We start from the raw sequence: 14,081 nt of genomic DNA on the forward strand, positions 1-14,081 counted from the left end.
TAATTTTCTAGGAGATTACCAGGGTGGGAAATTCATAGAAACCAAAGGTAAAAAATTACTTACCAACATACATAACATATTATAGTTGCTGGTCACTGGTCACTGTTAATAAACTCTGTCCGGAACTGACTGACAACCTTATCCAATCCTACAGAGTGTGCTGCTTTAAAAAGAATTCGATCGCCCTCTTGTACAAATGTCTTTAACCTAGCAACCAAGTCCCCGTGGGTTGAAAAGCATTCACAGGTTACACCTTCTGCACTCTCAGCTATAGCTTGGGCATCTTTTCCATCAACCAAAACCAACAACGCATCTAAATTTAATTTTCGCACTGTTTCTCCTACTTTTTGGTGGATATTGTGCGATCGCTCTCCCAATTCTTTCATAGCACCCAGTACAGCGATACGCCGATGACCTGGTGTTTCTGCTAATAAGTTCAACGCTGCTTGCATAGCTTCTGGTGCAGCATTATATGTTTCATCCAAAATGACCACATCATTGGACAAAGTAAAACGCTGCGATCGCCCTCCTGGCATATCCACCATCACACCTGCTTCTAAAAACGACCAATCAATATCCAGCACTTGCGCCACTGCTAAAGCTGCCAGAAAGTTAGTTGCATTGTGACGTCCGGGCAAAGGTAAGGGGATCTGTATTCCAGCAACTTCAAAAGTTTCGCTATCAACAAGTCTGCCTTGGATATCACCACCAGACAAACCATAGGTCAAAACTTTTCCCTGCCACACTTTCGCTGCAGTTTCAATTAATAGCGGACAATCATGGTTGAGAATTGCTACACTATCTTTAGGCATTTCTGCTAGTAACTCACATTTTGCTTGAGCGATCGCTTCCTCAGAACCCAAAAGCTCAATGTGTGCCGTTCCTACATTAGTAATCACCCCAATGGTCGGATTGGCGATGTGAGTGAGTTCGGCAATTTGTCCTTTTCCGCGCATTGCCATTTCAATAACCGCGAATTCATGTTCTGCAGTCAGTTGCAGCAGAGTTTTTGGCACCCCAATTTCATTGTTGTAATTGCCATAGGTTTTGAGAACTTTTCCTTTTGTCGCCAACACAGCAGCAATGAGTTCCTTAGTGGTGGTTTTACCCACAGAACCCGTTACCCCAATAACTGGAATTTGAAACCGATCCCGCCACCATCTACCAATTTTCTGATAAGCTGAGAGAGTATCTTGGACTTGCAAAACTGGAAATTCACCACTCTCATATTTAAAATCCACAATAGCTGCCAAAGCACCATTGTCTATCGCTGTTTGGATAAATTCGTGTCCATCAAATTTCTCACCGCGCAAAGCCACAAATATTTCACCTGGCTTGAGAATACGACTGTCCGTTTGTATACCGTTACTCGATTGTGCTAGCTCATTTTCAGATAAATTGACAGCTTGGGCAGCAAGAATTTTAACTAACTGGCTTAGAGTTATAGAAAAAGACATAATTCTAAATTTTCTCTTCGTTACGTCACTTAGGGAACACTTCGCCTACAAGTAGGACAAGATTCCTTAAATGTTAATACTGTTCTAAGTTATCTGGAACAGCTTGGAAATTTTAACAGTGACCAGTGACCAGTGACCAGTGACCAGTGACCAGTGACCAGTGACCAGCGATCGGTGACCAGTGACCAGTGACCAGTGACCAGCGATCGGTGACCAATGACAAATGACTAAAGTAGAGCCAAAAGAGATTTAACTCCTTTGGCAAGCCTAATGTATAAGAATTTATTCGACTGAGTCTATATGAGTTTTGGCTGTTATGAAAATTTCTATTCCCTACTTCCCACTCCCTACTCCCTACTCCCTACCCCCGGTTCTTAATCACCATCACTTCTACAATCTGGGTAGCGATATCACGAGAAATGTCCAAAGCATGACACAAGTCGTTCAAGAAATCCTGCTCTTCTCGAGTCACTATACCGTCAGCTAACACTAAATCTGAAGCGACTGCAAAAGCTGCTTCCCGCAAGTCGTAGGGTAAAGATTCCTTTGCTAAGTTAAACAAAGCATCTAAACCGTCCCTTCTCAGAACACCGAGAAGCTTATCAAACATCCTGTTGATGACATCATTGGAATAACTTCTGAATAGTTTCATCCGAGACAGCGTAGCAGAAATACTACGAGCCTCCTCATCAGACAGATACCCGTCTGATGCTGTTGCAGCCAAGGTGATAGCAGCAAAAGCTTCTGCTGGCGTGAGGATGTCGTGGACTTGGCTTTGTGTGCCAAACACTTTGTCAAATAGACCCATTGTTGTTTACTCCCTAGTTGGTGTCTCATCAGCGGTGCCTCTACCCATGCTTGGATCGCTGTCGGAGGATGGTGCAGCGCTATGAGACTCTTATGCTTTAGTGTTCCCAAGATTTTTCACAAACGAACACTTGCACTCAATGGTTCTTGACAAAAAGCCAACTTTTCGCTAGAAGGAGTAAAACTTCTAATATACGTAAAGCTTTTTGGTATCAACTGTTTGCAAGCCGATCTCTAATGGAACCGCTTCGTGTCTACGCGATCGCCAGATTTTTCAGTGGTTTCGATGATTGCCAAACCTATGCCGGAAACAGCAATAAGTAATAACACTGAAGCCAAGAAGGCGTTTACAAGTATCCGAAGAGCATCGTCAAAGAAAATATAGCTGTTCATTGTCCTATCTTTAGAACTCAATGGTGCTAGTACTTACATATTTCTTCACACCTTGATAATTGGTTTTCGGGAATGAAATACTAGCATAAGCATCTTAACAAAACTTTAGCTCTTTCATAACGATGTTTATACTTTTTCTTTTTGAAGTTCAGATGAACTTTGGGAACATTTTCTCTGCGCCTTTACATAAGCTAAAAATAGCTATAAACTAAAAAGCGCCCCTCTCACGAAGGACGCTTTTCTCTTGTGAAGACCAGGTACACCGTGTCTTCAAGTTAATGATTAACCGTTGATAGCAGGAGCGCTGAGAGCAACAGGAGCAACTTCAGCAGCTGCTAAGTCGAGAGGGAAGTTGTGAGCGTTGCGCTCGTGCATGACTTCCATACCCAGGTTAGCGCGGTTGAGGATGTCTGCCCAGGTGCCAATCGCACGACCTTGTGAGTCAATTACCGATTGGTTGAAGTTGAAACCGTTGAGGTTGAACGCCATGGTGCTGATACCCAGTGCGGTGAACCAGATGCCTACCACTGGCCATGCTGCCAAGAAGAAGTGCAAGGAACGACTGTTGTTGAATGATGCGTATTGGAAGATAAGCCTTCCGAAGTAACCGTGTGCAGCGACGATGTTGTAGGTCTCTTCTTCTTGTCCGAACTTGTAACCGTAGTTCTGAGATTCGGTTTCGGTTGTTTCACGAACTAAGGAAGAGGTGACTAGAGAACCGTGCATTGCACTGAACAAGCTTCCACCGAATACACCTGCTACACCTAATTGATGGAAGGGGTGCATGAGGATGTTGTGCTCAGCCTGGAACACCAACATGAAGTTGAAGGTTCCGGAGATACCCAAGGGCATACCGTCTGAGAAAGAACCTTGACCGATGGGATAGATTAAGAACACTGCGGTTGCAGCAGCAACGGGTGCGCTGAATGCTACGCAAATCCAAGGACGCATACCCAAGCGGTAGGACAATTCCCACTCACGACCTAAGTAGCAGAAAACGCCAATCAGGAAGTGGAAAACAACCAACTGGTATGGACCACCGTTGTACAACCACTCATCTAAGGAAGCGGCTTCCCAGATGGGGTAGAAGTGAAGACCGATGGCGTTGGAACTTGGAACAACTGCACCGGAGATGATGTTGTTACCGTAAAGTAAGGAACCTGCTACAGGTTCGCGGATACCATCGATGTCTACTGGAGGAGCAGCGATGAAAGCGATGATGAAGCAGATGGCTGCGGAAAGCAGTGTAGGGATCATCAATACGCCGAACCAGCCTACATAAAGGCGGTTTTCGGTAGAAGTGATCCAATTACAGAACTGCTCCCACACGCTTGCGCTTTCGCGGCGTTGTAGAGTTGCTGTCATGGTTTTATGATTGCGATGAATTTAATGAGTTGGGTAATTGCTTACCTTAATTACTAAGTTACATTTCTTTACTTTATTTAGCAATATAGTTAACTTTAGTAAAATTTATAATATTTATTAGTTCTCCTTATTGAAAGGGCAAGATTTAAAATGATGAGCGGATGCAATACTGCTCGGTTCTGGCACCTCAACTATCCTTAACCGAGTAGTATTGCGATCGCAAATAAACTAGAGTGAACAATTGCTTGCTTTGCAAATTCCACCCTCAGTCACCTCTTATAGTCCTTGGCTCACACCAATCCTTTGCAGTGCTGGCGCGTCCAAATAAAACAAAATTACAGCCATTTTCAGATTAATAGAACACATGGAGTGAGGCGGGCGAGGACGCCCACCTTCATGGAGTGGGGTGGGCGTCCTTGCCCGCCTTCTCCAGAATGAACGGGCAGGGATGCCCGTACCACAAGGTTCTAAATATATATTTAGTTACTGCGATCGCGACAGTGAGATCTGTGTTGCAACAGAGTCAATTTATGACAAAAAGATTACTTTATATGTAGAAAAAATACTGTAACTCTTTCATAAGATAAAAATCTCTGTTAAAGCTTTAGCAATAAGCTATAAAGAGAGAATATTACCATTAATGCATTTAAGACTTTTGCTCGATCCAATGTTTATGATACACTAATTTTCGTCAGTAAAACTTACAGAAATATAACCTCGGACTAAAGAAAAATATACACTTTAGAAATATCAGTATGCTCTAAGGGTGTGCTGAGCCGAGGAACCTTTGCAAGCGAGATATGAAGACTGAAAAGTCTTTATAATCTGCCTGACTTTAGTGGGCAGAGCATCAAAAACTTAGCAAAGGAAAGTCCTTGCGGTCTTCTCGGTCTGACAGTGTATTAGACATCTCCAGAAATGAGGTATCGACCCTGACTGCACAAGGCTTTTATATTCTTATTTGGAGATGTCTATTAGTGACTATGTCATTTATATATCTGGTTGTACCAGATATAGTCTTGAGGTGCGCTACTCCTATCGACCAATGTGGTAAATAAAAAAGAAGGAGATTGCAATGCAGAATTGCCATACTAATATCCTTGCAAATTTTAAGCTAGATACCCACGGACGATGGCCCACAACGAGGGAATGAAAATTTCTTCCTCCGATTTCCTACTCACTATTCCCTACTCCCTATTCCTTACTCCCTATTTCCTACTCCCTATTTTCAAAACTTTAGTTTCAACGTGCGGTTTAAATTCTCAAACTGCATAGTTAGGACTTTGTTGGAAATCAAGCCGATCGCTAAAAAATTTGCTTTCATGAAATTAAATATGTTGAATATACCTGGTGCTACTACCATTGCTGCTACCGATGCCACTCTGGAAAAAGCTCCAACTTTTTCTCGTCTAAATCCAATTGAAAGTCGTTCCATTGCAGTAGTTATACCTGCCCTCAATGAGGAAGGGAATCTTGAAAAACTACTACTTTATTTAGAGGAAACCTTCCTAAACCTTGGTTTTACTTTACCAGTAGTGATAATTGATGATGGCAGCACAGATAGTAGCCCTGAAATTCTTGCTTGTCTAAGTACACAATATAAGTTTTTAAAAGTCATTCGTCATCCTCAACGACGGGGTGTAACCGGAGTCTGGAAGACAGCTTTAACTCATGTCAAAACTGATTGGATATTTTGGGGACAAGCAGATTTAGAGTCTGACCCTCGAACTGATATTCCATTGCTGTTGCAAGCATGTGTTCCTGGAGTAGATGCGGTTGCAGGTTGGCGACAAAAGCGCGGTGACGGCAAAATTTTTGCTTCTAAATTTGCCAACTTCACTTGTCGTTTGTTCTTTGGTTTAAAAATCCACGATATGAACTGGATAAAACTAGTTCGGCGCGATCTATTGTCTAGTTTACCTGTTGAAAAAATTACCCACCGCTACTTATTGGCAATACTAGCAGCACAAAGATATAATATCACAGAAGTTCCTACTCCCTGGCATGCTCGGTATTCAGGAAAAAGTAAATTTGGTAAAGGGCGTCTTTTAACTTCCGCTATTGATTTTGTCAAGTTATGGTGGTGGTTTCAAACTGAGGGTCATCTCATTAATCAACCTCATAAGGAGAAACAGATAAATCTAGGAACAACTTCGGTAGCCAATTTAGTCAGTAAAAGATAAAGTCTTGCATACCATTACTCTAGCATTCAAATACCCCAATAATGTTTCTTGAGAGCGTCCCACGGGCGGCGCACCACCCCCTACGACTGAAAGAAACACTCTTTCCCCTACTCCCTACTCCCTACTCCCTACTCCCCTGTTTCTTGAGAGATTGACCGAAATACTTTGGTTGACGCAAGTGATGAATAGCTAGTAAAAAACAGTAGCTTAGGTTGTCGCCGTTTTGAAATTTATGAATATTAAAAGTAAGCATATTCTGGTAGTCACTTCTGTCTATCCGATGACGGTTGATGGCAATCATGGTGCTTTTATACGAGAAGCAATTTTACGCTTGCAACCAACGGAGGCTAAATTTACAGTATTTGCTCCCGCCTATGAGGCTTGTCAAAGTCATATATTAGACGGCATTAAAATTTACCGCTTTCGCTACTGTCCAAAACGGTTTGAAAATCTTGTTCGTGATGGTGCTCCTACCAAGTTGCAAAGACAGCCTCTTTATTTGCTAGCTGCGGCTCTGTATATTTTTCTAGGTACATTACAATTGTTTTGGGTGTGCCGCAAAGAAAAACCAGACCTACTCCAGATTCATTGGCCTTTCCCTCATGGATTGATGGCTTTACCTACCAGGGTTTTACTAGGTATCCCGATGGTGTTTAGTTTTCACGGCTCTGAACTGATGTTAATGAATAAGTTCAGTTTTGTAGCACACATCCTCCGTTGGTTATTGCCTATGGCTAAAGGTGTTACAGCCAATTCTTCTTTTACTTGTGGGTTGATTCGTAAACTCTACGATAAACCTGTTACCGTTATTCCCTATGGTCTGACTATCGAAGCTAAACACAATAAAGCACGATCGCCACAAGAAGTCCCGACACTCTTGTTTGTTGGTAGGCTAGATGAACGCAAAGGGCTGCGCTATTTATTAGAGGCTTTACCTTTAGTGTTGGCTCAAAGATCGGTACGCTTGCGAGTTGTGGGCAAGGGAATTCTCGAACAAGAGATTAAATCCCAGTGTCACACCTTAGAATTAGATAACGTAGTTCATTTCTTGGGATTTGTTAGTAAAGAAGAACTAGCTGAGGAATATGCAGGGTGCGACATCTTTATATTGCCAGCTATAGTGGATAGCAAAGGTGACACTGAAGGTTTGGGAATTGTTGCGATCGAGGCTCTAGCTCACCAAAAACCTGTTATTGCTAGCGCTGTTGGGGGAATTACGGATGTCATTCAATCTGGTGTGACGGGATTGTTAGTACCAGAAAAAGCTCCTGAAGCTCTAGCACAAGCTATCCTCACCTTGTTATCAGATCCCATTAAAGCCGCAGAAATGGGGGAAAAAGGTTTAGCCGATGTCCAAGCCCGTTTTAGCTGGTCTCGCATTATACTTATGTGGCAGCAAGTTTTTGCTACAGCTCTGGATTCTTGTTTAAGTAAGCAAACTCCTGAAAAAATTGTATAGTAAACATTTCCCAAAATATTCTATCAGAGTTGTAGAAAATGACGCAGTCACATCTATCTATATCTAATGGAGTTCTGACGACTCTCGTCGCAGCCCCCTTGGGTGTCATGGGGGTTCTTTGTATAACCGTTCTTTTGCCAACCTTGAAAGATCCCCAATCCAGAATCTACTATTCGGGTATAGGTTATCCTGCTCTGCAACGCGTGGCTGGCAAACCAATTCAAGTCCAGACTGTCGCAGCAACAACAAAAACTTTAGAGGATAGCTTAGCCGCTCCGGGCGAATCTGTTCCTCTACAGGAAGTAGATGTCCGCCCTTTGGTATCAGGACAAGTAGAAAAAGTTTACGTAGCCGAAGGACAGTTGGTACGTCGCGGTCAACCCCTGCTTCAATTACAAACAGCGTCTTTTCAAGACCGGGTGAATACAGCTCGGAACAATGTCGCTACTGCTGAAAAGAATGTTCAGGCTTTGCAAAGCTTAGCACCTGAAAGATTGTTGGATTTACAAGAAAATGTCAGGACTGCCCAGGCAAGGCTATATGCAGCTAAAACTAGACTAAAAGCAATAGATAATTTAGCAGAGCAGGAAGTAAAAAACAATGTCGCTGCTGCTCAAGCGAGGCTAAAGACGGTTGAAAACAAACTGCAACAACTTCAATTGTTAGCACAGCAGGGAGCTATTTCCAAATTTCAGCTATATGATATGCAAGATGTTTATGCTACTCGAAAAAGAGAACTACTAGATGCTCAACAAGGAGTTGTTGAAACCGAAAATAAGCGATTTATTAACCAAGATTTCTACATCACCCGTGAAAACGATTTGATTTCTGCTCAGCAAGCACTGGAGCTTACCCAAAAAACTCTAGATAAAGAACTAGCAGATGCTCGCCTCACCCTAGAAAACAGAAAAATAAAGCTACAGGAGGCGATGAGAGACTTAAATAGAACGAGAATTTATGCCAGTACCGATGGTCTGGTGAGTAGAGTCAATATTAATATAGGTGAAATAGTAGATTCTCGTAGCAGCGACTCTCTGCTCACTCTGGCTCAAAATACTGTATTTAAGGCTTACATCGACCAAGCGCGACTTAACACCGTTAAAGTAGGTGATAAGGCTACAGTTCGCTTGATAGCTTACCCCGGACGCACCTTCAATGGGCGGATAATTCAACTCAACCCTACAGTCGAAACTGATGCAACCCAACCCCGTAAAGTAGGCATTGACCGTCAATATACCTATTCTGTCTGGGTTACTGTCGATGAGCTGCAAATGTCTCCAGGATTGCAAGGTTATGTTGAGTTTGGACAAACTAGCACCCGCTTAGTTATCCCAGAAAATTCCGTGACCCATTTATCTGCTGGTGAAGGCATGGTGATGGTTGCAGAAACTGGCAAAGCTGTTATTAAAAAAGTGAAGCTAGGTAGGACATTTGACAACCAACGGGAAGTGCTAGAAGGTTTAAAACCGGGAGAACTAGTAGTCCTATTTCCCGGCGCATTACATCCCGGTGATGCAATTGACAGCCAGTCTGCCAGATCACCCAAAACAACTCCGGAAACTGTATATAATGCTACATTTTCTCTATAAACTTGACTTTGCGACTGGAAGTCGCGGCTATACAAGCAAAACCCACCTACGTGGGTTTCAACGCCTTGATTGTTTACTAGTCTGCTTAGGCGGACTTTGTTTGTATAGCCGCGTATATTCGCCTAAGACTTTTAAAACATTCTTAGAGGATAGTTAGGAAATTATTGACTATGAGGAATTTGGCATCTTGGCAAAACTGGTTTAATCGGGAAAAAATTCTCCTTTTAATAGGGTCTGTAGTTTTACTTCAGGGAGCAATTTATCCCTGGTATCGTTTACCAACTCAAATTTTAGAGGTCTTTGGAACCAATCTTGTTTTTACAAACATTGGCAGAGTTTTGGCAGGGATATTTGCCCTTCTGGGTTTGGCTTTTACTTTATTATTTAGTATCAGTCGCGCTCCTCGATTACTTTTTTGGACTGGATTGATATCAGTTTTACTCTTTCCTTATTTCATCACAACTTGGAGTCCTAGGGTTGCTTTTATAGCATCAAGCTATTACAATCAAGAGAAGAGTGTAGCAATTCATGTAAATAAAAATTTTGCAGAAGTTCAATCTCATTGGAAACAAAATATACTTCTAGATCAACCAGACCCTCCACCGACAATTTTTGAAATGCCTATTCAAGACAGTCGATTTTTTCAAATCCCTTCATGGGAGCGAGTTCTGCAAAATGGATTGGGCTACAAAAACAGCTTTTTTAGCTTCATTGGTAAAGGTTGGAGTTTCAGTTTAATTGGGTTGGTGATTAGCTTAATTGGGTGTTATTTGGTAGGAGAAAAGAAAAATCTACAGGTTTTTATTAAGGATGTAGTTTGGTTATTTCCTGGGACAGTATTATTGTTTGCTATTATTTTAATTTCGACCATCGGGGTCAATATTGCCAATTATCAACTAGAGACTCAATTCGCTAAAGGAGAATATGACAAAGTTGTCAATACTAGCAAAACCTTGGCATCGTGGTATCCTCCTTTACAAGGGGATGAAGCTTTTTTCGAGCGGTTGGCAAAAGCAGAGTTTTATGCAGGTGAACAAAAACCAGCTTTGTTTAACTTTGTCAAAGGACTAGAACGCTACAAATTGGGTGATTTTCAAGCAGCAGAAACCGACTTTCAAAAATCTTTGGATATCCAACCCAATCTCTTTTTAGTGAGAGGATATCTTGCATCAGCAATCCTCAATCAAGGGGTTAATTATCTTAAAAACTCTGATACTAGAAAGCCAGGAACAGCGGCAGATATTTTTGAGAGGGTATTGCAAATTTTCCCCAATCATGTAGAGGCTCTTTACGATCTGATGTTGGCTAGAGTTGTGAATGGAGAATTTCAAAAATCAGCTGATGCTGCTAAACAAATCATACACGGGCAGCAGTACTTTCAAGAACCGAGTATTGGTTTGTTGGGACAAGCTTATTTACACTTAGCTTGGGCTGATTATCATAATGACGATATTAACAAAACTTGGGAACAGTACCGCCAATCTGTCGATCCCAGGACTTGGAGTAAATCTTTTAGGGATGAGAAATGAACCGACTAGAGCGTTGGTTACCATTGGGACTGCTATTAACCTTGGGACTTTTGCTAGGAATGTTGGGTTTTTCTCTCTGGGAAAAAATCCCCTCTCCTGTAGAGCGAGTTATTTGGTCGCAACAAGCTCAATGGATTGCTCCCCAAACACCAACTTACCGTTTTTATGCTCGCCATACCTTTTCTTTACCCGATCGCGCTCAGGCTGGTTGGGTTGCGGTTAGTGCTGATAACGACTTTACTCTCTACGTTAATGGGTGGCGGGTAGCGAGGGAAAACAGCGTGCTCAACAGTTCTCTGGGTTTGAATGCTGGAGTAAAAATTCCGCCATTTCAAGATTTCAATGACAGTAACCGCTACCGTATTCAGGCTGCGAATTATTTACTTGGGAGTTCCCAAGACTGGAAATTAACGACTTATGTAGACCTGACTTCATATCTGCGTCCTGGGAAAAATGTCATTGGCTTGGAGATTCAAAAAGGACAAACAAATCCGCGTGTAGTTGTTGAGGGGGCTGTTTATCCTATCGCTGATGGCAAACCAATTCTAATAACAACAGGAGTCGCTTCTTGGCAAGTCGCAAATCTGTCAGAAACCTACCGATCGCTTCAATGGTTTGACGTGGATTTCAGTGACGTAAATTGGTTAGAAGCCAAGATGCTAGGTTCTGTTAAAGAAGCTACCTACAGTCGATTAAGTAAAAATTTATTCGATCGCCCCCTACAGGGAAATTGGATTACTGGAAATCACAGTTCTAAAGGAGAGGTATGGCTAACAGGTGGGTGGCGAATGCCAAAAACTCAGATTTCTCACGCCTATATTCGCTTTGCTGGAAGAGGGGAGTATTCCCTATTGCTTAACGGTGCTCTCGTTAACCATTACAAAACAGAAGATGGCAAACAGTTACATCTATTGGAAGTGACAAAACTGTTGCAACCAGATAATAATATTTTAGCAGTGAGGCTGGCTCATCCTTTAGAGGCGAGATTAACAAATGGCTCTGTTGACTTTTTCTTGGATGCATGGGCGGAAACAGAAAAAGGTGAGATTATCGGCGCGATCGCGACTGATAATACTTGGAAGACTTTGACAGAGCGAGTACCAGGTTGGGTAGAAGGTGCGGGTTCTGGAAAACCTGCAACCCTTCTGGGTTTACCTCAACCGCAAGAGTTCCAGCGCCATTTTGAAGGTAACGCCTATCTGCTTAATTACCCGCATTACCTATGGCGTCTGAGTATTTGGCAATTGCTAGGAATTGCCTTTGCTTTGGTTTATGCCTTTATTTTAGGCTTTTGGTTAAGGTATCGGGATAGTTGGTGGGATAGCTTAAGTGCAGGAGCAACAATACTTTCACCAGGAACTCTGTTTTTAATCGGCATTGGTTTACTCAAACACCGCTATGCAGAGGCAGAAATTGGATTGTTGTTTGCTCAACCAAAAAGCAATTACCTCATATTGCTTGGATTTGTAAGTATTGTATTGCTAACTCTGCTCTTGAGTCAAATTAAAAGTAGATTAGAGACATTCCCTCGCGGGAGCTTATGGTTTTTCCTTGGGCTAGTTGCCTTTATTGGTTTAGGGTTAGTAGCAGGAGCAAATGTTGCCCTCATTCTGCTTTTTTTTGGTGGAATTATTGGTATTACCCAGGTTCGCCAACCGACATCAATCCAAAATTGGTTAACCCAAACATGGGAATCAAGAAGGGGTCAATGGTTGTTGTTGATTTTGATTGTTAGTATCGGTTTTGGATTGAGGGTTTATCACCTCGATTTTATGGACTTGGATACGGATGAAAATACTTCCTTCGACGCAACCAGAGGAATTCTTCGCACAGGCGCTCCCATTTCAACTTCTGGCATTTGGTACACTCGCGGTCCTTTCTTTCACTACCTACTAGCTTTTTGGTTGCGTCTAGTGGGAGATTCTATTGTTAATGCTAAATATTTATCTGTATTTGTAGGTACAGCCACGCTGATTTTAGTCTATATTTTTGCCCATAAAGTCACTGGAAAAGTATGGATTGCTTTGCTAGTCACAGTAGCTTTAGCTATTAACCCTTGGGAAATTTGGTATTCACGGTATATTCGGTTTTATCAGCTTTTACAATTTTTGACCATTCTGTCTTTATGGTCATTTTTCAAAGGTTTTATTGAGCAAGCCGGGAGGTGTTATCAATACATCTTTTTCATTGCTCTCACTTGTACTCTACTCACTCAAGAAATCAGCTTAACCATACTGCCAGTTTTTCTCCTTGGTTTCCTTTTCTTCTACCGTCCATTTCGGTTATTACATGATTGGCAGATTGTTTTGGGTAGCATAATGACCCTAACAATCTTTATCTACTGTCTTGGTTTTTCTTCTATCCGACTTTTGACTCCTTTACCAGCAATAGCTGATAGCACGGCTTCTTATCTTAGACTTCACTTTTTCAATATCACAGACCTGACTGCAAATTTCTTTATCGGTTCTGATAGGATACAAACAATTTATACGCTGTTCTTTTTGATGGGATGTATCTATTTTATAAAAACTCGTAATTTCCCAATAATTTTCCTGTATAGTAGTATTATTGTTCAAGTATTTATTGTTACTATTATTAGCTATCAGTCAGATGAACGTTATGTCTATGGTGTTTATCCGGTGTTCGTTTTGCTTGCTATCTACAGTGCAATTTGTATAACAGAAAGCGTAGGAAACAGATTGGAGTTGTTATTGAGTGGTTTGCTACCTTTGCGAGCGATCGCCTTGAGTCTTACTCTTATTTTATTGATTGGCAACATACAACCTACTAGAGTATTAACTGGCTATCAAGAATCTATTAACAGACGTAATGACCAAATCTTTAAATATATCCGTACTCATAAAGAAATAGGAGATGTAGTTATTTCTCCTCTCCCATCTTTATCTGTCATTTATCTAGGTCGTTTAGATTACTTCCTCATGGGAACTGGATATTTCGATGCAACTTACTGGCATGATGGTAGGTTAATTGACCGTTGGGCTGGAGGAGTAGTTGTTAGTAATTTAGACCAGTTAAATCGCGTGTTAGAAAAATCTAAGCGTGTATGGATTCATATAGAGGACACTAGAGAAGGTAGATTTCAACCTAATACTTGGCAATATATTCAAACTTTGGGTAAACCAGTCATTGATACCTTTGGGACTCGTTTGCGTCTTTGGCAACCAGAAGATGGATTGCCAAGCCGAATACCAAATGAAGGCAAAGATTTAGGAGCTTATTAAAAAGGATTTTGGATTTTGGATTTTGGATTTTGGATTATGAGAGTTAGGAGGAAGAGA

The 14,081-nt window shown here is 41.6% G+C and carries 10 protein-coding genes; 5 read left to right on the forward strand and 5 right to left on the reverse strand.

Going from position 1 to position 14,081, the window contains the following annotated elements; genetic code table 11:
- Positions 1–92 precede the first annotated feature (92 nt).
- The 5 genes from WA1_RS02245 to psbA form a co-directional block, all read right to left on the reverse strand.
- On the reverse strand, positions 93–1,457 hold the full coding sequence (locus tag WA1_RS02245; protein ID WP_017741275.1) for a UDP-N-acetylmuramoyl-tripeptide--D-alanyl-D-alanine ligase: 1,365 nt from the start codon (positions 1,455–1,457) through the stop codon (positions 93–95).
- 112 nt (positions 1,458–1,569) lie between these two features.
- Positions 1,570–1,722, reverse strand: coding sequence for a hypothetical protein (locus tag WA1_RS56545; RefSeq protein ID WP_158516585.1), 153 nt, complete (start codon positions 1,720–1,722; stop codon positions 1,570–1,572).
- 96 nt (positions 1,723–1,818) lie between these two features.
- Positions 1,819–2,265, reverse strand: a complete 447-nt coding sequence (locus WA1_RS02250) for a tellurite resistance TerB family protein (RefSeq protein WP_017741276.1) — start codon at positions 2,263–2,265, stop codon at positions 1,819–1,821.
- Positions 2,266–2,498: 233 nt separating this feature from the next.
- Positions 2,499–2,657, reverse strand: a complete 159-nt coding sequence (locus tag WA1_RS58015) for a hypothetical protein (RefSeq protein WP_169886883.1) — start codon at positions 2,655–2,657, stop codon at positions 2,499–2,501.
- A 282-nt stretch (positions 2,658–2,939) separates the two neighbouring features.
- Positions 2,940–4,022: a photosystem II q(b) protein gene (gene psbA / locus WA1_RS02255; RefSeq protein ID WP_017741277.1), complete on the reverse strand. Its 1,083-nt coding sequence runs from the start codon at positions 4,020–4,022 to the stop codon at positions 2,940–2,942.
- Between the two features lie 1,334 nt (positions 4,023–5,356).
- Between psbA and WA1_RS02260 the strand changes: the two genes are divergently transcribed.
- From WA1_RS02260 to WA1_RS02280, 5 genes are all read left to right on the forward strand, one after another.
- A complete protein-coding gene (locus tag WA1_RS02260) occupies positions 5,357–6,205 on the forward strand; it encodes a glycosyltransferase family 2 protein (RefSeq protein WP_169886884.1) in 849 nt (282 codons plus the stop codon).
- 232 nt (positions 6,206–6,437) lie between these two features.
- Positions 6,438–7,664 (forward strand): glycosyltransferase family 4 protein, encoded by a 1,227-nt coding sequence (locus WA1_RS02265; RefSeq protein WP_017741279.1) that lies wholly within the window; start codon positions 6,438–6,440, stop codon positions 7,662–7,664.
- A 38-nt stretch (positions 7,665–7,702) separates the two neighbouring features.
- The gene (locus WA1_RS02270) at positions 7,703–9,253 is read left to right on the forward strand and encodes an efflux RND transporter periplasmic adaptor subunit (RefSeq protein WP_051077011.1); all 1,551 of its coding nucleotides are present in this window, start codon (positions 7,703–7,705) and stop codon (positions 9,251–9,253) included.
- A 170-nt stretch (positions 9,254–9,423) separates the two neighbouring features.
- Entirely contained in the window at positions 9,424–10,782 is a 1,359-nt protein-coding gene (locus WA1_RS02275) for a tetratricopeptide repeat protein (RefSeq protein ID WP_017741281.1), read from the forward strand.
- The gene (locus WA1_RS02280; RefSeq protein ID WP_017741282.1) at positions 10,779–14,024 is read left to right on the forward strand and encodes a glycosyltransferase family 39 protein; all 3,246 of its coding nucleotides are present in this window, start codon (positions 10,779–10,781) and stop codon (positions 14,022–14,024) included. The genes WA1_RS02275 and WA1_RS02280 overlap by 4 nt, the downstream gene beginning before the upstream one ends.
- The last annotated feature ends 57 nt before the right edge of the window (positions 14,025–14,081 follow it).

Origin of the sequence: Scytonema hofmannii PCC 7110 (genome assembly GCF_000346485.2) — a bacterium.
GTDB classification, from domain to species: domain Bacteria; phylum Cyanobacteriota; class Cyanobacteriia; order Cyanobacteriales; family Nostocaceae; genus Scytonema; species Scytonema hofmannii.